The following is a 26,583-nucleotide window of genomic DNA, read 5'->3' as shown; positions in this document are numbered from 1 at the left end:
ATGGGTGCTATTATTTGGTCACTTCAAAATTGTATTAATTCAATTTTGGATGTTGTGATAATAAAAACTGGTTTGGTGATAACAGAAGAATATCTAATTGAATTACTGAAAGAAGAATTTCCGAATTCACATTTTGATCGATACGAAGAATCTGCTGATGTGGGAATACGTGTCAGATCGGAAGATTTTGATATGTACTGCCGGGAAATCAGGAAGAAATTAGGGGAGTTGGAAAACACCATCCCTTTATTTGTTCAAGATGTGGAAAAATGTGTTGAATGGATGGAACAAGAGATTGATTATATGGGATGTGTTCGACAAATTATGAGCTTAGCTGCTGAAAAGTATAATCCTGATGATCCACAACTCATTGATACTACATTCATATTTGAAAAATTGATTGAGGATGGTAAATATCCTCTTGAAGTTATCGAACAAGCATTTAAAGATATAATACATCAGCAGCAAATGTCAAATAATATTACTCCTACTGAGGAAATTCTGTGGGATGGTGGTGTAAGTTTGGAAGATCTTTTTAAAAAAGAGCATATCCCAATTAATGAAAATGAATTTATAGATCAAAAATTCATCAACTTCTTGCAGGCTAATCCAAAGGAATTGGAAGCGATGCATTGGAGAAACTTTGAAAGGCTGACCGCAGAATTTTTTAATCGACAAGGTTACGAAATTGAGTTAGGACCGGGAACCAATGATGGAGGTGTTGATGTCAGAGTTTTTAATAAAGAGGATAAAACAAAACCTTATATTATTATACAATGTAAAAGACATAAAGAAAGTAACGAAGTTAAAATTGAAACTGTAAAGTCTTTTTATACTGATGTTGCTTTTGAAGAAGCAGGAAGGGGACTTATTGCAACAACCTCAAAAATAGCTGCGGGTGGTAAAAAAGTGGTGTCCATTAGAAAATATCCTCTACAATTTGCTGAAAATAAGGAAATAATAGATTGGGTAGACAGGATGTGCAAGAGAATTGTCTAATTGAGAGTGAGATTTTTAAGTTTTATCGATGAGTACAGCATTTAAAATTAATTGGGATATTTTTAAAACAAAGAACGAAAACCCAACAAAATCTTTTGAAGATTTATGCTATTATTTATTCTGTAGACGTCATCATTTTATGAAAGTATTCGCGCAGATTTTAATCAAGCTGGACTAGGATTTCAGGCTAAGTTCTTTGAAAATGACAGGAATTATTATCCACAGATAAAAAGTTAAGTTACTAAGGCAATAAAAATTTCTTGTAAGAATACCAAAGACATTGTGGCTATTGCTGTCAAAAGTGGGGTGAAAGTTAATTGGTTTACTATATATCAATTCAAATGTTACTATGACAGCAATTGACTTAACTGTTAATTTGATAGCTTTAGAAAATGAGTTGTAAATTTTACTCCTCTTTTCCGAAGTTCTTCTGCTATCACTTCCGCTCGCATCCTTTTTTCAAAAACATACCCTGCTAAAATGCGGCAATGTTTTAGAAATGGGGTGCACCGCTTTCTGCAAAAATGCGTTTCCGACCAACAGGAGAAAATGCATTTTTGCTGTTCGAACTTTCTCAGGTGGCAGAAATTATGCAAGTGTCTTATCGGTTGAGAATGAAACTTTTTAGATTAAATGAAATGAAGCCCCTCTATTCTTGTTTAATCCATCATACATTCATGGGAAATTGTATTCTCATAGTCCTTTTAAAACATCAATTACACTACTTGCTGTATAGGTATTTTGAACTTTTTTGGTTTGAAATACCATGAAGTATTTATAATTACTGCCAGCCAATTTTTCCCAAGTTTTTCCTAAAGTATTTTTATCTCTGCTGTCATCATTGTCTCTGTCATCTCCTTTCGTTTCCAAGAGAATTTTATTCCCTTTATGAGTATAAATTATAAAATCAGGATAATGGTTGGAACTAAAACCATTTAAAGCAAATCCTTTTCCTCTCTCCAAGTTTCTGTGCCAGAATTTTACATTTTCTAAAGAAGCAATTTCCAGTATCATGCTTTGTTCAAAATTGTTCATAGATGCTTCTTTTTCATATAGAGATTTTGAAATAGGGGTACTAGTATTTAATGGAGTAATGGTATCAGAAAATAAGAAATTCCCTTGTACTATTATGTTGTTGCTATCTATCAGTTTAAAGAATTTCTCTTTAGCATATTCATTAGATAACTCATTGATTTTGTCTTTTATTCTTTTGACATAAATAAAATCATTGTCTATAATATCTCTAATCTGATCAGAAGTCAGATTTTCAAAAACTCTACTTACATATTTTTGCAATTCTTGTTCAGAAATTGGAGTCATATCTCCTAATTTTTTGACAACAATTCCTGTAATTTGTCTGATTTGAGAGCCTTTGGGTTTAGAAAGAATAGAATCAACCAAGAGAGCTTTAGCTTTTGAATTAAGCTTCTTGATGCTGGCCGTACCTTTACTTTCATCAAAATCCACAGCAATAATATCTTTGGAAATTTCTTCGAAAGTAATTTGTGTACTGTAATTGGATAAGATAAAACCATCCAGCAAACTGTTTTTATGCAGAAACTCCCATTTTTCATTCAGTTCTGGAAATAAAGCACTTGTTAAATCATCTTTTTTCTCTATGAAAAATTGTGGAAGTTCAATTTCTTTTGCGAAGTCTTTAAATTCTTTGGCTATTGGAAATTGTTTAGGTTGAGTTTTCATAACTTCTGTAAATAAGGAAGTACTATCATCTATCTCTAATTCATTAACTTTTTGCTCAAATTCAGCTCCTTGTTGTTCAGCTCTTTGGGTAAGTTGAGTAAGAATAGGATTACTTGTTTTTATTTGTTCTAATGTAGTTTCTTCATTGGGATTGAATTCTATTTGGGAAATATCAAACTCCTCATCAGATTTTGGTGTTTCATTTTTAATTTTGTCGTCATCAAATAAACTTCCATTTAATATCTCATTAGGTGTCAATATTACTTCCTCCACAGTTTCCTGTTCAGCATAATAATCATCTTTACTAAATCCTGAGTCTTGTAAGCCTTTTACTATGCTGTCTAAAGTTTCATTGAATTTAGCAGAAGCAGTCAAAACAAAAGACATATTAAGTAATGCCTGATTGTGTTTGATGGTATAAGGTTGCCTTAAAATCCTACCTAAAATTTGTTCAACATCAACCGCAGAAGATTTATCTGCTAAAGAAGCCAATATATATGCATTGGGACAATCCCAACCTTCTTTCAAGGCATTGACGGTAATGATATATCTTACCTGACAGTCTTTAGCCATTAAATCAATTCCTTTCAGTTCATCTATATTACTGGTTTTTATTTTTATCTGCTCTTCTGGGATTTGAAGTTTTATCAATTGTTCCTTAATCTTCCCAAAAGTGGTATTATCTTTTCCTTTTATATTGGACTGTGCCTGAAACAGAATAATCGGTCTAATATATTTTCCAGTTTCTTTTTCTTCTTCTTTTGCCAACAATTCCAACTGCCTTTGTAGATGCAGGGCACTGGTAATTACTTCTTCTTTTTTGTGATGATTATACACAATCACAGGAAGCTTTACCATATGCTCCTTCTTTAAAGATAGAGCATTGACAAAAGAAATAATATTACTATTTTCTTTTGGTGTAGCGGTTAAATCCAATATCAATGAAGGATTTAAGTTTTGCAACATTTCTACACTTAAGGCACTTTCAGCATTGTGACTTTCATCAACTATTACAACTGGGTTTAAACTTCTAATAATATTGATTAAAGCCGTATCATCTGTATCTGGTATTATCAAATCTTTTTCTACAATGGTATCTCTAAAAGGCTCTAAGGCACCATTTTCCTGATAAACCTTTCTATCTTCTTTTTTCTTTTTATCAATCCTTAAACTACTGAAATTAAATACAAATATATTTAACTGTTCCGTAACAGAAGAAGGGTTAAAATTGACTCCTTGTAGCAACTGATCCTTTTCATAAACTTCCACTCTGTTCCCAAAAAGAGTACTAAGTTTTTCTCTATATGGGTGGTTAGGCTTGGACAAATTATTAACCGTTTGCTGTAATAGATTAGACCAAGGAACTAACCAAACAACAGCCTTCGGATTTCCTTGATTAAAATATTTGTTAAGTGTATCCAATGCATTTATAGCTATAAAAGTCTTTCCGCCGGCAGTAGGCACTTTTATTGCAATATGGATAGCACCAGGAACAGTATCTTTATAGGGTTTCATACCTTTATAAGAACCATCTAATTGTGGAGAATAGGGAAATCCTAACTTATCTTCCCAATATTTATTAAATGCTTTGGCTGAATTGTTCTCTGTTTGTAGATAGGTTAGAAATTTCTCCAAATCCTTAATTACTGTATGTTGGTATGGTTTTAATTCCATAAGTCTTACTTTGTCTTTAGTTTTTTATTTTCAAATTTGACAGTTACTTCATTTTTAAATAGTTTAACTATTTTTTAAAATCTTGAAATATCCCTTGGTATTTTTTTGAAAATAATATGATACTTATCCATCAACTTTTGGTCAAGCAGACACAAATCTGCATAAATGATATACTGACTGGCTTTTGTTTTCAAGGTTCTCAAATAACTTTCATCTAAAATGGTTAATCTGTCTTTTTCATAGTAAAAATAATATGCAGTGTCATTTCTCTTGCCTAACAAATATTTCTCGTCTTGGCTTCGATAATGTTCTTTGGTTTCTGTGTACCAAACATATTCTTCTATTTTTTCTGTTTCCACTTCTTCATTAAGCAAATCATTTTCTAAGAAAATAGGTTTTCCTAACGTGTAGTAACTAAAATCTCCTCCAGTTCCTTCTACTTCATTATTGTCTTTGCCATAACCATTGATAACTCTTTTTACTCTTTCAGCAGTAATTGTTTCCGCATAATTTTCCATTTCTATCAAAATGAATTTTCTGTTTCCACCATCTTGTTTGTTTAGATTCAATACTGCATGTGCTGTAGTACCAGAACCAGCAAAGGAATCCAAAATAATAGACTTTTTATCAGTGGCTTGCTGCAAACAATATTCAATCAAATCAATCGATTTAGGGGTAGGAAAGGATTTGTCTTCAAATATTTTTTTCAATTGTAATGTTCCTGCCTCACTTGAAAATTCAGAGCCATGCCAAAATGATTTAGGCTTAATCCTTTTTAAAGATTCTCCGTCACCCAAGAAATCTTTCTGAAAAACATCAAACTCATTACGTGTTTTAACTTTCTTAATTTCTAATTCATCGATTCTATTTAATAAGGTTTCTTTACCCCATCTCCAAGTTCCATTTTCTCCATCGGACAATTTAGGATATATTTCAATATAGCCTTGCTTATATATAATATCTATATTATTTGTTTTAGGATTAAAATAAATTGGATAATATAGATTTGGTCTATCAACTTGTCTTGCATTGCTTCCTCTTTTTCTAAGCCCTAATAATCTATATCTTTTTCCTTTCGCATCTATTTCTTTATATTCTTTAGAATAATCTTCTGGCAATTCAACCCCATTAGTTATAAATTTACCTTTATGATAAATTAAAAGGCTTTCATGTGCTGATGCGATGTATTTATCATCACTTCTTCCTTTAAAATTGTTAACAACTGCTACATTTGAAATAAAGTTTCCACTCCCAAAAATTTCATCACAAATAAGTTTGAGATTAGCCTGTTCATTATCATCAATAGAAATAAAAATAGCACCATCATCTGCCAAAAGCTTATGTAAAAGTTTTAGCCGTGGATACATCATGCAAAGCCATTTATCATGTCGTGTGAGGTCCTCACTTTCTTTGCCAACTACTTCTCCCAACCATTTTTTTATTTTAGGATCATTGACATTGTCATTATAAACCCATCCTTCATTTCCTGTATTATATGGTGGATCTATATATATACAATTAATTTTTCCTTCATATTCGGGTAAAAGGCTTTTCAAAGCTTCTAGGTTATCTCCATGAATGATTTTGTTTTCAGAAGTAGCTGAGTTTTCAGTTCTACTACTAATGGTATATTGGTTCTCCAATATCCTGTAAGGAACTTCTTGGTGATGATTAATGACTTTTTCTTTTCCTATCCAGTGTAATGATGGCATTTTAGAGATAACTTTTTAAGATTAGCACATTATAAAACAATCGTAGTAATTAGGAATTGCTTTAATGATTGTCAAATTTAACAATTAATATATTAATCTTGTAGAAAAGTATAGCTGCCTTTTTCTATATTTTTTGACATCATTTGTTCTTTAAGGATTTCACCGACACAAAATATTCTAATAAACCAATAAAATAATATAAAATCCGCACCCTCTTTTAAAAACACAAGGCAACAGCACTGCATTGTTTTTCAATGGGGTTGCACCGCTTTCCGCAAAAATGCGTTTCCGACCAAAGGGAGGAAATGCATTTTTGCCGCCCGATTTTCTCAGGCGGCAAAAAATTATGTGATTTTTATGGGTTGGGAATGGAAATTTTTCAGGTTAAGGAAAAATCCCTTGTTTTCGGTTAATCCGTTACGGAACAGATTCCAAAGCAGAGAGCTTCCCATTTGTGCTAGTGTTGAGTTGATAAACAAATCCTGCTTTTCTAGTGCTTCTGCCAATGAACAGCTTGGTGTATCGTCGGACTCTTCGGATTGTTTTAACAAATCTCCAAATTCATCGGTGATAAAAGGTAAATGATCCACTGTTTCATATTTCTCGGAATTGGGTTGTTTGATCGTTCCTATGGTAGCTAACATTGCCTGTGCTGTATGTTGATTATTGCCATAATCTAACCAATACAAAGGACGGTCAGCATAATACCTGCCGTTATTCAGTCTTTTCAATATATCAGCAATTTCAAATCTTGCACTCACACTGTCAACACAGGATATATAAATATTTGAAAGAATATTTTCAGAAAATTTTTCTGATTCACTCTTTTTAAATTTTTGTGTTTCTGCTTTCCAGTTTGTTCCCATCCAACGGTTAGCACGGTTGATTAGGGCAACGGACTTGTATAACCCTACTTCCGATTCTGCAAAACGCTGTCTCCCTAAATTCGCTTCGGTAATGAGATCATCATCCCAAAGTCGCACTTGTAACCCTGCATGTCCCAATTGAATCAGGCTGTGATTCATTTCCATTAATGCTGTCAATACTTTTGAGCCTGTTCCCCCTGCACCGATCAGGTTAATGGTTACAGGGTTGGTCGGATTAATCAGGTAATTGTCCGTAAAATGGACTTTTGTTTTTTCGCTTGTCATGGCAGTATATTTTTAAGGGTTTTATTGGTCTTTTTTAATATTTCTTTCGGGAAGGTTTTATCTGTATCAATAAGATCTTTCCAAATGCTTACACAGTTGCCATTGATAGGATTATGGTTTAAATGGCTGAACTTACTGTTAAAAAAATAGTGTTCCCAAGCGCGAATAAATTCTTCAACCGATGCTGAATTTTTAATATCAACATTGACTGTTCCCATGCAGACACTTCCGCTGTTATACACATTAAAAAAGGGAGCATGGTATAAAATTGTTTTTTCGGTTGGTCTTTTGTCAGATGTGAGGGCAAATACGGTAAGATTTTGCTTTGATGCCTCCCACAACATAGCAGGAACATTTGCTGTACCATTGGGAATTCCAAGTGATTCTGTGAAAAAGAGTGTTGTTTTTCTGGCTTTGGTGTACCATATTACCGAGCCTTTTTCAGTTGGATTAATATATAGGACATTGGTGGGCAGGATACTTTCAGGTTTCAGAAATGCTTTGCTTTTTTCTTTTTCTGTGTTAAGGGACTTTGCCAATATTTTAGCTTCCCTCTCGCTCAAAGGATGAGCATTAATGGGATTTCCGTTTTTATCCATATCAAAATGTTCTACATAAGTATCTTTATCATCGTCTTTGGTCTGATAAATGACCAGAGCTGAAACCGGATGATAGAGTGTTCCGAAGTGATCGGTTATATCTTTCATAATGTTATATTTTAATGCTGTTTAATAGGTCTATTAATCTTTCAATCAGGGGAAAAATGCTGTTTTCAAAATCAAGGTTATCTTTGCTGATATTTGTTCCGTCAAATCTTTTTTCGATGGATGGTTCTTCTATTTCTGTACTTTCCTGAAATTCAGCATTAACGGAATCAAATAAATTTTGAAACAATACCCCTTTATCATCTGCACAGAATGAAACATATTTATCCATTGTGATGGTTCTTTCATGATAGTCCTCATTATAATCGTCATGAGATGTATTTCTTTTGTCCTGTTGAATATTTCGATAAATAGAAGCATCAGGAAACATTTCATAGAGGGCAAGGGTATCACAGGCTAATAAAAGACAATCGGTTTCAAAGGAATCTCTGTTCTCAAAACGATTGATTCTCTCTTTAAATCGGGTTAAATTATTCGGGTTGTATATTTTTTGTTCCATACGATCACCAATCCACTCGCTTTGCTTTATTTCACGTAAGTAGTCAGGGGTATCTTCGGTTTCATCATAAATAAGCCACTCCGAAACCATTTCATACATCCAGCACAGGTAACTGTCCTGCTGTCTGTAATAGGGGACATCTGCGATGTGATACAGATAGGAACAAACGGACTGCAAAAGTTGTGTAGCCTTTTTATAATTAGGATTTTTAGATAATCGGTACAGTGGAATTATTGGAATATAATATAAAGTAGCCCCTGTATTATATCTTTCTTCACTCAGAAAATTCGTTTTCTTTTTATCCTGTACCAGACGGATTTTCTCCCAATTCTTTATTTTAATTTTTAACTGCTTTTTGATATCCTCTAAAGCAAAAGCAATATTGTAAGGAAAACCTAAATGTTTTGACGGTGCAGGTGTGATTCCGTAATGTTCAGCCAATTGGGAAAGGGACTGGTAAAAATCCCTTTCCATTTTGTCTGTTTTCTTCCCATCCTGTATGGGTGGTGTGTCTTTCAGCTTAGGTAAAAACGAGCATTTTAGAAAAGCATGGGTAGCATGGCTATTGGCACTGCTTTCATTTTGTCTTTCTGTATTTCGCCTGCATCCTTTGGGCGTTGCATCCAATGGGCGAACTCGCCCAACTGTTTGTGCAGTTGCTTTTGTTTTTGATGTTCGGGAAGCTGTATTTTTCCCGATATAATTTTTCGTTGCATTCATCATAATTTAGTGATTGATATTGGGTAAATAGTGGTTAGGTTTACAACTGATTTGCTGAAAACCTAACCACAATAATGTATCAGCCTTTAGTTCCCATTACACTTTCAAAACGGTATTCTACCGTGTCATTCCTGATTTGTGGTGCAGATACTTTTGCTGTAGTTAAAATCGGATAGGTATTGGCGTAAAAATTCATCACGGCTTCTACACTCCATTTCGGTTCAGGGTCTGTTAATCTGATTTCCTGTCCGTTATCTCTCAGGATAAAAACTCTTTCTAATTGGGTTGCAAGTAACATAATTGTTGATTTTCTGATTTGACGTATTTTATTTTACTATTTTTCTGCGCTTCATCTGTAGTCCGATGATTGCTGACAGTGGGCAATTTTCTATTGCCATTATCTGTCGTACAGCTCCCTGTTTTCCACTCATAGAATTTATTTGGAATCTTATTCTACCCTTATCATGTTGTAAGATTGCTATATAGGTTTCTATGGTTATCACGGCTGTTGATTAATGGTTGTGGTAGAAGTTTCTTCCTGACTGAAAAGATTGTGGGCAAAGTGTCTTTCATATTCATCCTGCTTTTTGTGGATAGTTTCTGCATAGTCGGGATATTCCGAAGCCTTTGGAAGTGCTGACCATGCTCCTTTGTAATTGCCTTCTTTTTCGAGTTCTTCGGCTTTCTCAAAAGCATCTTTGTACTTTTTCTCTTTGGCTTCTTTCTCTTTTTTCTCTTTGTCGGATTTTTCCTTTTCCATTGCCGACTGTTTTTTGGCTTCCTCTAATTGCTTCATAAAGCTTTCCATACCGACCATCAGTCCCGAAGCGGTTTTTAATGGTGCTTTAATGTGTTCAAAAAATTCGGCATCAAGTTCGTCTGCCGTTCCTTTGAGGTTAAGAGGTGGAATGATATTTTTCGCTTTATCTCCACATCCATCATTTTGTACTAATATGGAAGCCACTATTTGGCTTTCGTTTGCTTTGGCAATGGTTAGTATCAACTTACTATTAATATCCATTTTGGCTATCTGATTGAAAAAATTGGTTTGCATAATTTGTTGGGTTATGGATTAATTACTAAATGAGTATTGAAGTCTATTAGTTCCCATAATGAAAACTCCACTGTCCTAAATTCTTCTTCCGTATGCTTTCCATAGGCTTTATAAATAGCATTTCCATCCTTAGATACCTGCATTTGGTAATGACACAAACTATTTTCGGGTTGTATCAGTTGTTTTAAATCTTCTTTTTCCAAGTCAATGAAAATTCTGTTTCTCACGGAAAGGCACTCTTCAATCAAAGGATCATATTCTTCCGAAAATCTAAAGAATTCCACATGGGTATCGAAATAGTTCAGCGATTTTATATCTTCATCATTTTCAATGACTTTTAAGACCTCTAAGCGTTTCTTTTGGGCTTGTCGCCACTCTTTTGTAATGTTGATAATGGCAAAATCACAACTGTCCCATTCACTGTTCGTACTCGATTTTATGAGTAAATATGAAGTTGGTTTATCTGATTGTTTCATTTTTTAATTTTTTTATGTTATGAATTATTCTTTTCGGAGGTAAAAACTCCTTTGATATAGTAGCCTTCAAGCTTTTCCCAAAGCCGTATTAAACCATTGGTATCTACATAATATTTTTCTGTTCGACTACAATAAATAACATATACAGGTACATCTGTGTAATCTTTATTATAGCTGTAAGCTTTTGCTAGTTTTTTGGCTTCAGATTTTGATTTTGTTGTCATAGTCAGGGATTTTCATAGATGTATGTTCCACTTGTTTTCATGGGGTCTGCACCCTGTGTCAATCGGATTTCCTTGTTAAATTTCAATGACAAGCTTCTTGCATAGTGTATCGCTGTTGTCCTGTCACAATGGATTTTGAAGTATATTGCTACCTGCTCCCATTCTGTTCGATCATTTCGGGACTTCATCTGAAAATTATATTGTGATTCCATACGTTTTTTTTAGATAATCTTGGGTTAATTATTAAAATGGTAAGTCATCATCCGTATCCCCTGCAAAAGGGTTACCTGTTTCCTCCTTTGTGTTTTGTTTCGATTTGCTTTCAGAATTTTTTCCACTACTACCGTGTAGCTTAATGCTTGACGTATGAAAGTTCAGTCCTGAACGGATTTCTCCGTCTTTCCCAATCCACGCATTTGAACTCACTCTGCCTGATAATTCTACCAAAGCACCTTTGGTAAGGATTTTGGCTACATTTGGACTTAGCCAGTAAGAACAATTGAAATAGGTGGTCTGGTCTTTACGCTCTCCCTGCTTGGTCTTATAGCTGTTGTTAATAGCTACTGAAAAATTCACAACTTTTCTGTCGTTTTTTAGTACGCTGATTTCAGCATTTCTTGTAATTCTTCCAACGATGTTCATAATGTTAATTTTTAATTATTATACTTTTCTGTGTTTGTTAAATTTTCGAGGTCAATTGATTTGGTATCGAGGACACTCGGCTTTTTTAAATACTTTATTCTAAATAGAAAAGGCAGTATTAATCCTTGTTTTCCTTTGTTTTCCGTTGATGTCAAAGAACGTCTGTGATTTAATTGATTCGTCTAACTGAGGTTCCGGCTTTTTTCTTTGCCAATGAGCATAGTTCAGGATCAGGCACTTAAAACCCAATCCCGGCATTTGAAAAAATGATTAATGTTATGGGCTTCGAAATCTTTTTGTCCGGAGGATTCAGGAGTGTCTGGAAAAATTGTTGGAGAGAAGTGGAGAGAATTTTTGTAGAAACCCAAAAAGATTTTTTTGAGTGAATGACCTGTACTACATTTGCAATCGTAAAAAGCAAAATCTCAGGAGGAACTTAATTTAAATTTGATGGTGTGATGCTATCTGGTGTAAACTAGAATAATAATTTACAAGTCTAGATTTCTGTTATAAAACCAATTTTATCATTATGTTGTTACTTTTGTTTTTTTATAAGAATTTAGTATTTTCACAAAAACAATAAATATGGATGAAGCAAGAGAATTATTAGAAGCTTATAATAGAAAGATAGTTTCTGTGTATATTGAACATGAATTGTCTCCTTTAAGTGGACATGATGGGAGCTATTTGTTATCAAATGGGAAAGCATTATTTAGCTGGGAATCGGAAATTACAAGACATAGGAATTGTCATTATGATGGGAATCCTTCAATAAGCCGTTTTAATTATATGCATCTATTAGATGATATTTTATTGTGTTCTGATGAAATTCTGTATTTTACAGCTCAACTGTTTCTATACAGACCATATATTAATAATCCTTTAAGAAATTCAATAAATACCAATACTGGCACTGCTTTTTTTCCTGTAATAGTTAATACAGCTACCAGAAGATATCAAATGTTTACAAATGTCTGCTATGAGAAAGTATATAATTTTTGGGATAGAATAGGAGACCTAATAGCATCATACTTTCCATCTATTTTTACAGGTCATATCTATTTTGGCAACGTAATAGATCGGTTGGAACGTCAATATAGTGGAAATGCAGATTTTGCATGGCTTTTAGATTTTAAAAAAAACCACTATGTCAAATATAATGAAGAGAGAATTAAGTCAGTACATAATATTTCACTTGCCACCGAGCAAAAATGGAAACAATTAGGACACGTTACTGATGAAGAAAAAACCCGAGAGTTGGTTGAATTGATTCAAGGATACCCTGAACAATTTAGAGATATGCATAATTTATCTAAAGAAGGAGTGGTAAAAGCTTTATCTTTTCTTGAGTTTTTAAATGGAGAACTTGGGTATGCATGTCCAGAATAATTAATAGTAATGGCTTTAATTTTATGATGAATATATATTAATAGAAAAATGCATTATAAACTTATTGAAGAGATTATTGAATTAAGCGTAGCTAAAGATTGGGATTTTGCAAAGCTCGAATGGAATTTTGATGTTGCTTATTATGCTGATGAATTACAAAGATGTCTTTGTGGACATTATCCTATTAGAAATATTTGTGTTATAAAAAACACAAAAAATGCTTCAGTAACAGAAGTTGGAAATTGCTGTATAAATAAGTTTTTGGGAATTGAGGATGGCAATAAAATTTTTTCTTCTATCAAAAAAGTAAAAGAAGATATTAAAAGTAGTATAAGTTCTGAAGTTATTGAATATTTATATAGAAAGAAAGGGATTACAGAATTTGACTATAAATTTTATAAATCAATTTATCGCAAAAGAGTAATGTCACGTAAGCAATGGGATTTTAAAGAGAAAGTAAACCGTAAGTTCTTAAATTTTACAAGCTATGAAACAAACTCCCATTTTAACAAGATTAATCTCGTATTAAAATGGGCTGAGGATAACCCATTTTTTGACACCGGTTTTGTCTACTCTTTAAAAAAATCTTGTCAGAAAACGGGATTTCTTACAGAAAACCAAATTAATGGTTTGAATAACATTATAGAAAAATTCAAAATAGAATAAAAAATATTTTATAGTGATTGATGCTTAATTTCTCTTCCTAACCAAACCCCATATTTTTTCCATTGTTCATAATAAACAACCCATTCAGTAATCCAAGGGATTATTTTGTAAAGAGGCAATTTTTGCAAAATAGGTCGATCTATTATTGGATGATAAAGGCATAATGATAAGTCTGTATAAATATGGATACTATCATTGTATGCAATATATTTATTATTAATAAATATTTTATCATATCTAAATTTATAAAAAGGCGAATAAAAAATTTTAAATGAATAGTATTTGTTTCCTAAACTGATTGAGCCTGTACCAATTAAAGCTCTTTTTTTTGTATCGATGTGAAGGTCTATCCAATTGAAATATTTTTCTACAATTAACTTTTGAACCAATAGAAAGGAAAACCAATTCTTTTGGTTTTCCTTTCTAAGCTTTTCCTCCAAAATTGTGATGAAATCCATTCTTAATACCATTATTTGAATTAATTAATCCCTGCGAATTTGTGAATGCACTACCGCTCGTAATTAAAGAACTTGCTTTTATAAGTTCATCTTTTGTAGATTTTGAGAACATACTGATTTGCTCATTTAATGCTTTTTTATAGATGCCTTCCCCAAATAATTGAATATAATCTTCCTTACTGGTTTCAAAGGAATTTTTTAAATTTTGCCATTTGGTATGAAAGTCTATTATGAAATTATAAAAGCTATCATAATGTTTATCGGTCCACGAATCTGTAAAATCTTCTTCAAGATTTACGGGATTTAGTATTCTAAATCTATATTTACCTTGAATAGCTTCTATATATTTTCTTTTTATTTTTCCAACTACATTGTCAATCGTTTCAAATATTGAATTTTCAGACTCATACATTTGAGCTAATAATGTTGTGATGACAATACTAGAAACTCTATATTCCTTCCCTTGATAATAAATATCTCGGTATCTTTTTAATAATTGTACTGCTCTTTGTAAAGGAGTCTTTAGATAAAGTTCTGAGGGTAGTTTTTCTGTTTCTACTTGAGCTTTTATAAGTGCGTCAGAATTTTTCAATAAAATAGGTTCTTTTACCGAATTAGCAATTCTTAGAAACCAGTTGGAGAAGCCTTTAGGATTTCCTGTTGACCATGATTGTAATGCCTTTTCAGGAATTTTAATTATTTCTTTTTCAAAAGCATTTGGCATACAGGCCGGTAAAATATCCATATGGAAATCACTTTTATAATTAAGTCGAACACACCTTTTCTTCTTTTCCATTATTGATTTATAATAGCTATCTTTCTGCAAGGCCTTTACTAGTGCATTATAAATTCCTTCCGGATTATGATTGTGGTAAGGGTCATAAATGTGTAAAACAGTATCTAGGTCAAAATCCTCTTCATTGATAGGTTTTACAGTTGTACCAATTCGCTTAGAACCTTGGGCATAAATTTCAATGACTAAGTCTTCAAAAAAATCATTGTCTTTTTTAAGTAATTCAGCTACTGTATTATAAGCAGTTTCCATTCTTCCTAGTCGTGTTTTATCCAGTTGAAGTTCTTGAGCAATTCTCGCTAAAAGTTCTTCTCTTTGTAGAATGTAATCTTTAAAAATATCAATCATATTAAAAATCTTTATTAATTAATAACTTTGTATGCTGGCCGATTCGAGCGATTTGCTTAGGCCCATTCATTAATCTTAATTGCTCAATGTCATCACAGGTTACTATTGCGAACCCTCTCGAAAGATCATTTTCTTGTTTTGATAATTCGATTAGAGCTAACTTTTGTGCTTCATTAGGTAATAATTCAAAAATATCATAGATTAAAATTTCATAGCAACTGAAGAAATCACTCCACGATAAATTTTTTGAATACCTGCGGATATGTTTATAGTTTTGACACCCAAAAATTTCAGAATCTAAAATTTTTGTATCTAAAACTTCTTCCTTGAATTCTCTGTGAGGGCTTGCTTCTCTTTCATTTCCTTTTTCAAACCAGTTAAGAACTTCTATACAATGTTTTCCAGGAACCATAAACCTTAAGTCTAATTCACTCTTATTATCGACATCAAGACCATTTTTAGCATTGTCAGCTTTATAATTCCATTGATTAAAAAGACTTTCATCTCCATGTCGTTTATAGACACCTCCAATAGGTTGAAGCTGGTTTTCAATTCTTCGATTAAATACCAAGAGATATTTATTGCTATTGGGAATTTTGATTTTAATTAACCCTGCCATGGAAAACCGGATATACTGATTTTTATATTTACCAAATTTGGTCTGCATAAAAAGCTTAATATAATTCCTATTTTCCCAAGCTATAGTGACTCCCTTAGACAAGGAGGGCTTTGTTAATGCTGCTAAAGTTGTAAAAATTTCTGCCATATTAATAGTTATGTTAATTGATGATTTTATTAACTACAGGTGTCACTGATTAGACACCTGTAATTAACAGGGATTACTTTTCTTTTCTTATCCCTTTGAATGGAGTACTGCTGGACGTTTTTACATCCATAAATTGACCTGTTTTTGTGTCGCGTTTTACCCAAGATTCTGTTTTGGGATTATAGGTTTGCGAACGTCCTTTAACAGCACCATTTCTGTGGCCATCGCCAGTTGGAGGATTTGTTGCCATAATGTATGTGTTTTTATTCCTTTAACTTATTGGTCTAAAGGATTGACCATGCTAGAATGTTCATCTATAAGTATAAAGTAAAAAGCGTGACATTAACTTTAATTTTGTAATTTGTCACAGAAATTAATTATATATAAAAGCAAATGACAGTAGAAGAAATAGAAGATATATTATTGGTCATTTCTGAAAAATCAGATGATGAAACTTCTGCTTTGGCTGCTTTCTCAAAGTTGTATAAAAGTTATAGTAAATTTTTAAGTGCAGTTATTTCTGGAGCTTTGAAAAATAGTGGAATCTATGATGAACAAGTTTTGAACACCGTAATGAATAATACATTTTTCAAAATTTATGAAAACCCTCTGATTTTTTCTTTTCCAGAAAATGCGATTGAAAACAATTTTAAAGCTTGGCTTTCAACAGTGGCAAGAAATGAGCTAAAGAGATTATTAATTGAATATTATAGAAATAAAGAAGAAAGTCTTTCCAATGGAAATAATGATGTCGCAATAATAGAAAGTGAGGTTTTACCAGAAGGAATTTTTGAAAGTGTAAATCTAAAAGTATTAAATGACGCACTAAATTTATTATCTGAACGAGATAGACATATACTTTTAACATTATATATGTATTACGAAGAAGGAATGAAAACACCGTCGGATGTATTAGATTTATTATGCGAAATGTATGGAACTACGAAACCTAACATAAGAAAAATAAAGGAGAGAAGTGAGAAAAAGATTATTGAGCACTTTTCAAAATATACAGAACTAAAACCTTTAAAACATGACAAATAAAAAGAAAGTAATTGATTTATTTCAATCTAAAGGTTTGCTCTTTCCTCAAACAGATCAGGAAATAAAAGATTTTGAATTACTCAATCCGATAGATAGTGAAATTCCAGCAGATTGGAATTCTCCAGAAGAAATTATTAAAAGAGGTATGCAAAAAATTCAAAATATTAAATCTATTAGTGAAGAGACATTAAATATCGAAATTAATAGTTTGAAAATGGTTGCAAGAAAAGGAAGTAATCTTCCTCAGCATATTATTGATAAGATGAAAGAAAATCATAAAAAAAATGATAAATAATACTCCTTTAGTCCATATCAAAGAACTTGCAGAGTATATTGCACAGGATTTTAAGGAAAGAATCATTCCAGTTGATAAAATTGCAATTAATGAGGGATTAGAATTAATATATTATCCCTACGAAAAAGGAACATTCGATGGAATGACAGTATATTCAAATAAAAAATTTTATATTCATTTAAATACTGATAGTGGAAATGAAAGAGATTCTAAAAGAGGAAGGTTTACCCTTGCCCATGAGCTCGGACATTACTTTATAGATACCCATCGTATTGGACTAAAATCGGGATTGTTGGCTCCACATCCTTCCACCACGAATATAAAGCAATTTAATTCCATAGAAAGAGAAGCAGATTACTTTGCTTCATGTTTATTAATGCCTGAAGTAAAATTTAAGGAAGATATATTTAGAAAAAAATTTAGTTTTGATTTAATTCAAAATTTAGCTTTTAATTATAATGTTAGTATCACGGCTTGTGCTTTTAGGTTTGCTCAAATTGGTAATCATCCCATAATGATAATTTATTCTGAAAATGGTTTTATCAAATGGAAGACAGAGAGTGATGATTTTCCTTATAAATGGTTGCTGAATGATAAAAAAGTACCTGAAAATACTGTAATGGGGGAATATTTCACAAAAACTAATGTACGAGATATCTTTAAAACGGAGCAAGTTTGGGCTATGGATTGGTTTTACTATGTAAAAGAAGAAGATGTGAATAGACGATTTTATGAGCACTGTATTCCCTACAAAGGAAAGGCTTTGAGTATCATTTGGGAGGACTAAGATGTACTTCTTATTATCAGAATAAAAAAAACATGAATATTTAAAAGAGATAATTCTTTTAAAAGTTTTACAGCAAGTTAACTATAGGAATGGACTTACAGAGGAATTAATGGTTCACTAATAGTTCTAAAAGAATTTTTGTATATAAAACCTATTCTTTTATATTTGCAGCTTTAAAACATAAAACGATCTTTAATGAAAGAACTATTAGAAAAAATTAGCGCAGAATTCGAGACTTTTAAAACGGATTCAGATCTTCAGCTAGAAAAAGGAAACAAAGCCGCAGGAACAAGAGCAAGAAAAGCTGCTTTGGAACTAAGCAAGCTTCTAAAAGATTTTAGAAAAGTTTCTGTAGAAGAAAGCAAGAAATAATCGAATGAGGCTGTCTCAAAAGGTAAATTAACGCTCTGATAATCTCCTAAATGACAAAAGGAGTCCGAGAGAGGGGGTACTTTTGAGATTCTGTGTTAATATCCAAGAAAAAAAATATTTTTTATAAATTTGTACTTTAAGGCTGTTTTATACAAGCCTGCTTAGGGTAATCTTCAGGGGTTACCCTAACTTTCTTTTATTGGAGTAAGATTTAGATGGTATTTGGGATTGTATTGTTGTTGAGTTTTGTAGAGTATAAATGCCAGTTCCAATAATTTTCTTTGTACAGCTACCGCAGCTTTCATTCTGATTCCATGTTTATTGACCAACCTAACGAAAATATTTTTATAATGCTGCTCATGTCTTATTGCTGCGAGTGCAGGTAAATGTATGGCTTTACGCAGATACCTGTTGCCTCGTTTGGAGATTACCGGTTTACCATTGATTGATATACCTGATTGTTTTTCTTTGATGTCTAATCCTGCATAACTTACTAATTGTTTTTTGTTTCTAATTGTTTCAAAACCATTGGTTTCAGCTAATATTATTGCTGCAGTAAGTAAACCTATTCCAGGAATAGATTTTATTGTATTTACGGCATCAATAAGCTTAGAATTAGATTTTATAACTTCCCTTATTTCTTTTTGTATTTCTACTTCCTGATCATTCAATATGGTAATACGATATTGCATTCTTTTGATAGAGTGACTATTGGGAGTTGATTCAGTTTGCTCGGCATGAAGTTGACTTTTGATCATTGTACGCTCTTGTACTAACTGGTCTCTTTCTCTGGTAAGTTGCTTTAGCGTTTTATAAACCGGATCAGGGCTCTTCCATAGTTCTGTATTACGCTCTAAACCAAATAAAGTGATAGCCTCTGAGGATGTTCTGTCAGTGATGGTTTTTACCTCCAGACTTCTAAAGTAGTTGCTGATTTTATTGGGAAGGATAATGCTGATGTTACAATATTTTCCTTCTAAAAAATAAGCCAATTTTTCGTGATAAACGCCCGTAGCTTCCATAATATAATGAACGCTCACATCAGTATCCTTGTGTTTTTCAACCCATTGATATAATTTTGCTAATCCTTGGGAGGTATTACGAAAATTGCCATAAAGATAAAGTTGTTTTTCAAGATTACTAAAGAGTTTCCCAAAACATACTACGAGTTCTTTACTACCTACATCAATACCTACTACTTGTTTAAGTGTTTGCATACTAACTGTATTTATTAAAATTTAAGTATATAGTATAGCTTCCCGTAGACTTGTCTCCTAATGGATATTGAAGCTGGTTAAATCACCGCCTTACATTCTGTTCTGTCTTAGGAAGCGAAAGAACAGAAGGCTATTTCTCAAAATCAGTATACTATACTTTAAGTTACTAAGACAGCCTTTAGCTCTTCTGATCTTCACTATTATTCTAGCAAATGTATAAATTAAAAACTCCTACATCTGACTTTGCAAACATAGGAGACAGCCTCTTTATTTTGGGGGTAGATAGTATGTCATTTACAATTCAGTAGCTTATAATTTCCTGCTGCAAAACCACTCATTAAGATCTTTAAAATTATGATAGATCAGCGAACAATCCTCCACATTTTCATATTTTATTATCAGTTTTTCAGTGATCATTTTTCCATTGGAATCATTGTCCAGGAAAAGTGAAATTTTATTGTATCTGTTTAGTTTCTTTTCAGCTTTATAAAGCATTGCTGTAGAATTTAATATGAGATAATCTGAGTTAGAGTCCTTTTCATTTTCTATATTCATATAGGACAGGAAGTCAAAGAAGCCTTCAAAAACAGCAATCTCATCTGCCCCATTTTCAATCAGGGTTACATCTTTATCTCCTAAACAGATTTTAAAATATTGATTTCTGATTTCCATACCTCCGGAATCATTGAGAAAACCTATTCCGAAATAATTTTTCCACCTTAAACGAAAATGGATTTCCTTTATAAAATGACTCTGCTCGTAAACTTTTCTTTCTTTCAGATACCTGACTAACGCGGGATGGATAATTTCATGTATTTTTGAAACTTCATAAGTCCGTGTCTGCCAACCTTCTTTATTGTTTTTTTCAATTTTATCCTGTGAAAAGTCAAGCTTTTCAAGGTGTTTTAGGGCATCGGAAACCGAACATTTATTGATAGTTTGGACAATTGAGATCACATCATAACTCTTTCCTGTTCCGAAGTCGAATGCCTTATTTTTTATAAAATCCACCGAAAGGCTGGGGGTTTTTTCTTCCCGGTCCAATGCAAAATAGAAAGCAGTCCGTAAATTTTCTTTCACAGGAAACAGATTAAAAGATTCTAAGACTGTTCTGATTCCAATATTCTTTTTAATTTCTTCACAATTCATTTTTTTTCTTTTTTTAATGCAATTCTTTACTCAGTTTTCCTTTTAAATAAAAAAAGACTTTTAATTACTTTTTAATATACTTTTACTAATTCCTGCAAACACTTTATATCAAAGGCTTTGGGCCAGTTTTGACATGAGCGCTTTTCCGAATCAGACATGAGCGCAATTCCGAAAGGTGAATGAGTGCTTTTCCGAAAAAAGGATTGTATTGGAATGAGTGCTTTTCCGAAAACTCACCTGTTCCACCGAAAACTTATCCACAATTCTTTAATTTCGACTCTGCGAATGAGTGCTTTTCCGAAATCAAGGCAACATAATCTTTGATTTTAAGAATTTATTAACTCCAGAGAGCGCTTTTCCGAATTTGACATGAGTGCCTTTCCGAAATGACATGAGTGCTTTTCCGAATTCATAAGATTACTGGATATCCATTAGGAAGCAGCTTTCCCATTTTTGTGTCTTTGTACAGCTCAATAATTATTTTTTGGATTTCCTCTAAAAATAACTTTCCCCGAAAGTAGGATGATTTTAGTTTCTTTTGCCTGTTACCTCTGACAAAACAGTGGTAAGCTTTTTCAATAAGTTCTCTTGTCTGCGGAATGTTCCGGTATTGATAAGAGAATCTTAGCATTTCCTGTTCATTCAGTTTATATTTCTTTTTAAAATACCCTAAACGATAAGTAATTTTAAAATGTATATCGGCATTAGGTGATGTGTTTTCTCCTGCAATATTTTTTGTCAGGTAGGGGTGAATAAATATATTGTCTGAGATATATCTGTAATTAAAGGATATATTACTGTATCTATCAAGATTACTTCTTACAGGTTTTAGAAATTTGAAGCAAAAATCATTGGCAGTTTTATAGTTTAACCCAAACTTTTCATTGAGTGTAACCAGTTTTAAAACTGTCCCATTTTCAGGCAGTTTTGAGAGCCAGATCGCAAAAATAATATGCTTATTATTCTTGATATTATAGACGAGGTTATATAGTACATAATTATATTGTGGAATAACAATGAGTTTCTTTAGCCAATAACTGCTGATAAGAAAGGAAGTGTATCCTCTTTGATCATAGCTCGGCGTAGAGATCAGGCCTCCGAAAGTTCTAATCTCCTTTCCTTTGGAATTAACAGATTTATACCAGCCCATTTTGAACTTGGCTAAAAATTCATAAGCCTCAATGACCTGTCTGGTCGATCCGCTTGGTGAGATTTTATTGTTCTTAATTCTCATTGAAGCAAAAGTATTATTTTGGGTCTCAAATTCCTGATCAAATAAGGACAATTGTTTCGGGCGGTCTTCAGGGCGGAACTGTTCGCTGCTGAGAATGGAAATAATGTTAAAAATTACCCGTAATGCATTTATAGGAATTTCCGCCGCCTGGTGATCGTCAAAAATAAAATCATCTACGAAATGGTTCCCAAGCCTTATCTGCTGCTGAAGCTTTGTATTCTCAAATGCTTTGCGGATAATTTTTAGTTCTGTTTCATGAAATGGCATTGCTCTATTATTCTAGTATAACATTTAGTACAACATTCCTGAATTAAAAGATAAAGTTTCATAGGAAAAGAGTTTTAGTTATCTATTATTCCTTTTATGGTTCCTTATCATGCGTTCGGCATCCTCAACGGTGTAGATACGATGCTGTTTAATCCACTCATGAATTTCTTCCTTAAAAAATAGCAGCACTCCATTGGTTGGTTTACAATGAGGTATAAGCTTACGGGAGGTCAGCTTATAGAGTAAACTTTCAGAAATTTTCAAATACGAAATAAGTTCCGTACTATTAAAAACTTCCTTATTGTTAATGTAGTTTTGATGGACGAGTTTCTTAATCTCATTAAGTTCTTGCTGTAGCTGAATCGGTGTCATATTTCAAAAATTTGACACGAAAATAAATGAGTGTAGACAGATGAAAAGGCTAAAAGTTATGTAGCAGAACTTTATTTTTCTTAAACATAACTTTTCGATAGGAGTTCCTGGATTCTAGGCTTGACTTTATTCAATTCCCTTCTTTTAGAAGTGGAATTAATTGAGCCATAGTTTACTTTCCGGAATTCATTGTTTTTATAATAATAAAAATAATTGCACAACTGTTTTGTTTCAATTTTCAAAAGCGGCCTGAATATTTCGTGAATAATATATCCTGCTACTTTTTGGTCACAGGTCATATAAATACAGGCATCTGTATGTTTGTAAATCTTCAGGTTATTTACAGAATCCACAATATAATTTTTAGAGAATAGGTCGGGAAAATTTTGGAGACAGTTAGATTTATCTGAAACAAGGGTAGTATCCAGAATACGGCATTCATCATGCAGAATGTAGTAAAGATATTCTGTCAACTCTTCATCAAATGAATTTACTATTGATTCTTCATTTGTAAATTTGATCTTTTCTTTTTGAAAATATTTTTTCTTGAGAGCAAAGAAATCCAATCCTATAATTTTATAGATTATAGGAGGCATTAGCAAACCAAGTATAAAAATGGTCAATGAAAGATAGATCGAAAAAAAATAAAGGCTTTCCCTAAAAAAGAATAAATTATATTGTAATAAGAAAGTAGGAATAATAAGTAAAGCTATAAACCAAAAAAGTCTAGATTCCAGAAAACGATTATAATTTTCTTTAATTGATTTATGGAAGTCAGCTATTGCTTTGTGAAATTCAAAAATATATTTTTCCATAGTTAGAGATTTAAACTAAAAATATAACAAATATCTGAAAATCAATTAAAATATTCCTATATTTGAGACTGTTAGTTGTTGTACTAATGTTATACTTAGAAAGATATAAATCAAAAAAAACACTCACAAATTAATGTAAGTGTTTGATTTTCAGTAGCTCCTCCTGCTGGGCTCGAACCAGCGACCCTCTGATTAACAGTTAGAGGTGATTGAGTTTTAAGATAAAAACGGGTTTGTACTAAAGAAATTTAAATCAGGAAATTACACTTTTAAAATCTATGATAAAGGCAGACAAAATAAACTTGATTATGAACTTTTGAGAATAGAATTAAAATACAACTCAAAGGAATTAGAAAAGTTTGGAATATTGAATTTCTGTGATTTATACGAACCATACAAAAATGTTACACTATTCAATGATTTTCTAATGTTTGATTCTTTGATGATTGTGGATGATAGATTTACTGAAGGTCTTACTGATACAGAAATTGCTAATCTGGGAAACAAATTAGAGTATACTTTTTGGAAACAGGATTTTGGTTCTGATGCTACGAAAGGAAGAAGTAAAACCAGATTAAAAAATTATATTAAGGTTAAGAAATTAGATAAAACCTTTATATACCTTAAAAATATGATTATTAAAAAGTTTGATGAGTTGTTTAAAGATTGTGATGAGAATTATCCAATTGTTGTTGGGAATTAAAGAAAGTGATTGGTTTTACTATAGTGTAGTTGTAGTAAAACCAATCATTTCTTCTTATCAAATATCTAATATGTTATTTCAAATTTGATATAGTGATGTGGCTTAAAATCAAAATGATTGGCTATGCCTGTCTGTGGTAGAACCAATCATTTTTTAATGCTTTAAAAATCTTTAGTCTATTGTTTTACTAAAGATATTGATTTTTTATAAGGTATAGTGGGTTGATAACTAGGTGGACATTCTCCCCAAGTAATATCGGCATCTTGCAACATAAGTATACTCATTTTATTTGGTGTTTCTGGCTTAATTCTTAAATAAACAATACCTTGTTCACCACAAGCAAATTCACTATTGCCAATAAAGTACATCATGTATGCTTTTAAATCTTTTTGAAATCCTAGGCCATTAAATTTAATCGTTGTATCATTAGTTTCGTTAAAAGAATTATAAATTATATTTCCGTTAGCATCAGTTACTTTCATTCTACCAATTAATTTATCTCTTCTTATACCTATCTCCTCATAAATGCCTTTTTTGAGCTGAATCTCATAGGTTTTTCCATTATAAGTCCCTTTCCATGTACTGATATATTTATTTAAAGAATTATTAATATCTTTTTCATAATTATAGTTTGGACAATTAGGATTTGTTAGACATTGAGCTGCTTCTTCTAAAGAAATTACTTGTGCGTTACAAGAAATAGTAAAAAAGATTAAAGTAAAAAATAAGTATTTCATAAAATTTTTTTTTAGTTTGGACAATTTGTTTCTGTTGTATCTGTTTTATCAGCATTAAGGTTAATTTCTGTGGTTGTTCCATCTGTATTCATTCTATACAAACTTACTCCTTTTAAATTCATTCTGTCATTTATGAATTGAAGAAAGCCTAACTCTAGTTGTTTCTGTTTACCTATTCTACTTCTCATAAATTCAAAATAAGATTTTTTTAAAGCTATAGCATCAGCATCGGTGAAAGTTTTAATCTGATATTCGTTACCAGTAAAACGAATTTGATAATTTACCGAACTTGAAACCATTACAGCATAAACTTCTCCTAAATCATTGAAGTTATCTTTTGCATTTTTTATCATATCCATAAAATAACTTACATCAGCAGGAGAAAATATTTTTATACCATATCTTGTAGCATCTGCCCCTTCTGTAGTATCATAATATGTAAAATCATCTACATGCGTATGCATATACCCTTTAATATTTTTATTTTCTGGTAAACTAGCATTAGGAAGTCCTAATGAATTACTAGTCTCATTAGCAGTGGCATTGTCTTTATATTCGTAATTACCATCGTTTCTTTGTATAAATCCAGTTTCCATTTTTAAACCCGTATTAGATTCTAACACATTCATTTTACCATAAAAGTCAACATTTCTTCTTTGAACCTTTATTTTTCCACAAGGAGTGTTTCTTGGAAGCGGTAGCGTTGGTATTGTAGGAGTTCCTTCGTTTGGTCCACTTCCTAAACCTCCTCCGTCACCAGAACCTGTTCCACCTCCTGGTGCGCCGTCATCTCCCAACGCCGTACTTGCTGTACAAACTAATGCAACTGTAGTAATGTGTAGAGGGGGATAACCTCCATCAGCATTCTGCCAATTACATCCACCCCAAGAGCTTTCGTTACCCGAATGATGCTCACCTGTATAGCAGGAAAAAACCATATCTACCGTTTGGTAAGAGCAGGATTCGGAACCTCCCATACTTCTGTTAGAAATCACCCCTCCATAAGTTCCTTTTGTCAGTTCAATAGCTGTGGTTTTGCCAGCTGTTTTCACAAATTTTCCAGCAAGTAAATCTTTTTTTTCCTCTGATGTAAAATTGTAAGTTACTAAAAGTTCTTTATAAGTTCCGTCAGGTAGCGAAGATAATACCAAATTTTCTAATGGTGCATTTTCAGAAGCATTTTCTCTAACTAGATTAAATGTGTAGGTATGGAAAGTGGGTCCAACCTCAATGTAAGTTACATTATCTGTGTCAATGGAAACACCATTTGCATAATCAACTGATTTACCTGATGAGTTGGTTTTGATTTCTTGTAAATTGCCTTGTGCTTTTTGTAATTCAGTTTTAAGAATTAATTTGTGTTTGCTTTGTTCTAAACTAATTGTTTTAGATGTTGGTTTGAATTGACTACTGTTGTTGTAGGTTTCTTGTTCTGATGTTAGTTCATTCCTACAGGAATATAACAAGACCATAATAGTTACCAAAGAGAGTAACCTCACAATAAATTTGTTTTTCATTTATGTGTAAAAATTTAAAAGTTATTTAGTTTTCTTGGCGGCAAAGATATAAATTCAATAATTAAGTCCTAATAAAGTGGAAATATCTTTTTATTTGTTCTTTACTACTTTGATGCAAATGTATACCTATAAAGCGA

At 32.2% G+C, this 26,583-nt stretch carries 30 protein-coding genes; 8 read left to right on the top strand and 22 right to left on the bottom strand.

Annotation, left to right across the window (positions count from 1 at the left end; all coding sequences use genetic code 11):
- Positions 1–999 carry a restriction endonuclease gene (locus ACKTTZ_RS06965; RefSeq protein WP_407848001.1) on the top strand — a complete coding sequence of 333 codons (999 nt, stop codon included), beginning with the start codon at positions 1–3 and terminating at the stop codon, positions 997–999.
- A gap of 693 nt (positions 1,000–1,692) precedes the next feature.
- On the opposite strand, the gene ACKTTZ_RS06960 is transcribed toward ACKTTZ_RS06965, so the two are convergent.
- The 11 genes from ACKTTZ_RS06960 to ssb form a co-directional block, all read right to left on the bottom strand.
- Positions 1,693–4,374, bottom strand: a complete 2,682-nt coding sequence (locus tag ACKTTZ_RS06960) for a DEAD/DEAH box helicase (RefSeq protein WP_407847999.1) — start codon at positions 4,372–4,374, stop codon at positions 1,693–1,695.
- Positions 4,375–4,448: 74 nt separating this feature from the next.
- A complete protein-coding gene (locus ACKTTZ_RS06955) occupies positions 4,449–6,086 on the bottom strand; it encodes a site-specific DNA-methyltransferase (protein ID WP_407847997.1) in 1,638 nt (545 codons plus the stop codon).
- Between the two features lie 344 nt (positions 6,087–6,430).
- The gene (locus tag ACKTTZ_RS06950) at positions 6,431–7,237 is read right to left on the bottom strand and encodes a PRTRC system ThiF family protein (RefSeq protein ID WP_407847995.1); all 807 of its coding nucleotides are present in this window, start codon (positions 7,235–7,237) and stop codon (positions 6,431–6,433) included.
- Positions 7,234–7,944, bottom strand: a complete 711-nt coding sequence (locus ACKTTZ_RS06945) for a PRTRC system protein B (RefSeq protein WP_407847993.1) — start codon at positions 7,942–7,944, stop codon at positions 7,234–7,236. Before ACKTTZ_RS06945 ends, ACKTTZ_RS06950 begins: the two co-directional genes overlap by 4 nt.
- Positions 7,945–7,948: 4 nt before the next feature.
- Complete coding sequence (locus ACKTTZ_RS06940; RefSeq protein WP_407847991.1) at positions 7,949–9,124, bottom strand: hypothetical protein; 1,176 nt, start codon at positions 9,122–9,124, stop codon at positions 7,949–7,951.
- A 76-nt stretch (positions 9,125–9,200) separates the two neighbouring features.
- On the bottom strand, positions 9,201–9,419 hold the full coding sequence (locus ACKTTZ_RS06935; RefSeq protein ID WP_024568776.1) for a PRTRC system protein C: 219 nt from the start codon (positions 9,417–9,419) through the stop codon (positions 9,201–9,203).
- 201 nt (positions 9,420–9,620) lie between these two features.
- Positions 9,621–10,175 (bottom strand): PRTRC system protein E, encoded by a 555-nt coding sequence (locus ACKTTZ_RS06930; protein WP_407847989.1) that lies wholly within the window; start codon positions 10,173–10,175, stop codon positions 9,621–9,623.
- 11 nt (positions 10,176–10,186) lie between these two features.
- Positions 10,187–10,651, bottom strand: a complete 465-nt coding sequence (locus tag ACKTTZ_RS06925) for a hypothetical protein (protein WP_407847987.1) — start codon at positions 10,649–10,651, stop codon at positions 10,187–10,189.
- A gap of 17 nt (positions 10,652–10,668) precedes the next feature.
- Positions 10,669–10,875 (bottom strand): DNA-binding protein, encoded by a 207-nt coding sequence (locus ACKTTZ_RS06920; protein WP_407847985.1) that lies wholly within the window; start codon positions 10,873–10,875, stop codon positions 10,669–10,671.
- Between the two features lie 2 nt (positions 10,876–10,877).
- Entirely contained in the window at positions 10,878–11,087 is a 210-nt protein-coding gene (locus ACKTTZ_RS06915) for a hypothetical protein (RefSeq protein WP_034870074.1), read from the bottom strand.
- A gap of 31 nt (positions 11,088–11,118) precedes the next feature.
- Positions 11,119–11,517, bottom strand: a complete 399-nt coding sequence (gene ssb / locus ACKTTZ_RS06910) for a single-stranded DNA-binding protein (protein ID WP_407847983.1) — start codon at positions 11,515–11,517, stop codon at positions 11,119–11,121.
- Between the two features lie 585 nt (positions 11,518–12,102).
- On the opposite strand from ssb, the gene ACKTTZ_RS06905 reads away from it, so the two are divergent.
- Complete coding sequence (locus ACKTTZ_RS06905; RefSeq protein WP_407847981.1) at positions 12,103–12,906, top strand: Cthe_2314 family HEPN domain-containing protein; 804 nt, start codon at positions 12,103–12,105, stop codon at positions 12,904–12,906.
- 48 nt (positions 12,907–12,954) lie between these two features.
- Positions 12,955–13,572: a hypothetical protein gene (locus ACKTTZ_RS06900; protein WP_407847979.1), complete on the top strand. Its 618-nt coding sequence runs from the start codon at positions 12,955–12,957 to the stop codon at positions 13,570–13,572.
- Positions 13,573–13,580: 8 nt separating this feature from the next.
- Here the strand turns inward: ACKTTZ_RS06900 and ACKTTZ_RS06895 are convergent, their stop codons facing one another.
- From ACKTTZ_RS06895 to ACKTTZ_RS06880, 4 genes are all read right to left on the bottom strand, one after another.
- Positions 13,581–14,030: a hypothetical protein gene (locus ACKTTZ_RS06895; protein ID WP_407847977.1), complete on the bottom strand. Its 450-nt coding sequence runs from the start codon at positions 14,028–14,030 to the stop codon at positions 13,581–13,583.
- Positions 13,996–15,171, bottom strand: a complete 1,176-nt coding sequence (locus ACKTTZ_RS06890; RefSeq protein ID WP_407847975.1) for an SMODS domain-containing nucleotidyltransferase — start codon at positions 15,169–15,171, stop codon at positions 13,996–13,998. Before ACKTTZ_RS06890 ends, ACKTTZ_RS06895 begins: the two co-directional genes overlap by 35 nt.
- A 1-nt stretch (position 15,172) precedes the next feature.
- Positions 15,173–15,937: a hypothetical protein gene (locus ACKTTZ_RS06885; protein ID WP_407847973.1), complete on the bottom strand. Its 765-nt coding sequence runs from the start codon at positions 15,935–15,937 to the stop codon at positions 15,173–15,175.
- Positions 15,938–16,010: 73 nt separating this feature from the next.
- Complete coding sequence (locus tag ACKTTZ_RS06880) at positions 16,011–16,187, bottom strand: hypothetical protein (RefSeq protein ID WP_407847971.1); 177 nt, start codon at positions 16,185–16,187, stop codon at positions 16,011–16,013.
- 143 nt (positions 16,188–16,330) lie between these two features.
- Here ACKTTZ_RS06880 and ACKTTZ_RS06875 point away from each other — a divergent pair, with 143 nt between their 5' ends.
- The 4 genes from ACKTTZ_RS06875 to ACKTTZ_RS06860 all read left to right on the top strand — a co-directional run bounded on the left by ACKTTZ_RS06875 (position 16,331) and on the right by ACKTTZ_RS06860 (position 18,435).
- Positions 16,331–16,981 carry a sigma-70 family RNA polymerase sigma factor gene (locus tag ACKTTZ_RS06875; RefSeq protein ID WP_407847969.1) on the top strand — a complete coding sequence of 217 codons (651 nt, stop codon included), beginning with the start codon at positions 16,331–16,333 and terminating at the stop codon, positions 16,979–16,981.
- Positions 16,971–17,276 carry a hypothetical protein gene (locus tag ACKTTZ_RS06870; RefSeq protein WP_407847967.1) on the top strand — a complete coding sequence of 102 codons (306 nt, stop codon included), beginning with the start codon at positions 16,971–16,973 and terminating at the stop codon, positions 17,274–17,276. The genes ACKTTZ_RS06875 and ACKTTZ_RS06870 overlap by 11 nt, the downstream gene beginning before the upstream one ends.
- A complete protein-coding gene (locus tag ACKTTZ_RS06865; RefSeq protein ID WP_407847965.1) occupies positions 17,266–18,063 on the top strand; it encodes an ImmA/IrrE family metallo-endopeptidase in 798 nt (265 codons plus the stop codon). The genes ACKTTZ_RS06870 and ACKTTZ_RS06865 overlap by 11 nt, the downstream gene beginning before the upstream one ends.
- A gap of 195 nt (positions 18,064–18,258) precedes the next feature.
- A complete protein-coding gene (locus ACKTTZ_RS06860; protein ID WP_407847963.1) occupies positions 18,259–18,435 on the top strand; it encodes a histone H1 in 177 nt (58 codons plus the stop codon).
- 185 nt (positions 18,436–18,620) lie between these two features.
- Here ACKTTZ_RS06860 and ACKTTZ_RS06855 read toward each other — a convergent pair whose 3' ends face one another.
- The 5 genes from ACKTTZ_RS06855 to ACKTTZ_RS06835 all read right to left on the bottom strand — a co-directional run bounded on the left by ACKTTZ_RS06855 (position 18,621) and on the right by ACKTTZ_RS06835 (position 23,270).
- Positions 18,621–19,652 (bottom strand): IS110 family transposase, encoded by a 1,032-nt coding sequence (locus ACKTTZ_RS06855; protein WP_407847961.1) that lies wholly within the window; start codon positions 19,650–19,652, stop codon positions 18,621–18,623.
- A gap of 309 nt (positions 19,653–19,961) precedes the next feature.
- The gene (locus ACKTTZ_RS06850) at positions 19,962–20,801 is read right to left on the bottom strand and encodes a toprim domain-containing protein (RefSeq protein WP_407847959.1); all 840 of its coding nucleotides are present in this window, start codon (positions 20,799–20,801) and stop codon (positions 19,962–19,964) included.
- A gap of 409 nt (positions 20,802–21,210) precedes the next feature.
- Positions 21,211–22,302, bottom strand: coding sequence for a hypothetical protein (locus tag ACKTTZ_RS06845; protein WP_407847957.1), 1,092 nt, complete (start codon positions 22,300–22,302; stop codon positions 21,211–21,213).
- 78 nt (positions 22,303–22,380) lie between these two features.
- Positions 22,381–22,674 carry a helix-turn-helix domain-containing protein gene (locus ACKTTZ_RS06840; RefSeq protein ID WP_407847955.1) on the bottom strand — a complete coding sequence of 98 codons (294 nt, stop codon included), beginning with the start codon at positions 22,672–22,674 and terminating at the stop codon, positions 22,381–22,383.
- Between the two features lie 80 nt (positions 22,675–22,754).
- The gene (locus ACKTTZ_RS06835; protein WP_407847953.1) at positions 22,755–23,270 is read right to left on the bottom strand and encodes a hypothetical protein; all 516 of its coding nucleotides are present in this window, start codon (positions 23,268–23,270) and stop codon (positions 22,755–22,757) included.
- A gap of 535 nt (positions 23,271–23,805) precedes the next feature.
- On the opposite strand from ACKTTZ_RS06835, the gene ACKTTZ_RS06830 reads away from it, so the two are divergent.
- A complete protein-coding gene (locus ACKTTZ_RS06830) occupies positions 23,806–24,192 on the top strand; it encodes a hypothetical protein (protein ID WP_407847951.1) in 387 nt (128 codons plus the stop codon).
- Between the two features lie 176 nt (positions 24,193–24,368).
- Here the strand turns inward: ACKTTZ_RS06830 and ACKTTZ_RS06825 are convergent, their stop codons facing one another.
- Together ACKTTZ_RS06825 and ACKTTZ_RS06820 are read right to left on the bottom strand one after the other, a co-directional pair.
- Positions 24,369–24,929, bottom strand: coding sequence for a DUF6705 family protein (locus ACKTTZ_RS06825; protein ID WP_034692755.1), 561 nt, complete (start codon positions 24,927–24,929; stop codon positions 24,369–24,371).
- An 11-nt stretch (positions 24,930–24,940) separates the two neighbouring features.
- Positions 24,941–26,446 carry a hypothetical protein gene (locus ACKTTZ_RS06820; RefSeq protein WP_407847949.1) on the bottom strand — a complete coding sequence of 502 codons (1,506 nt, stop codon included), beginning with the start codon at positions 26,444–26,446 and terminating at the stop codon, positions 24,941–24,943.
- Positions 26,447–26,583 lie beyond the last annotated feature (137 nt).

The organism is Chryseobacterium sp. KCF3-3 (genome assembly GCF_045865955.1).
Lineage (GTDB): Bacteria > Bacteroidota > Bacteroidia > Flavobacteriales > Weeksellaceae > Chryseobacterium.
The sequence above is the reverse complement of the archived record's forward strand: the minus strand, read 5'-3'. Positions and strand labels throughout refer to the sequence as shown.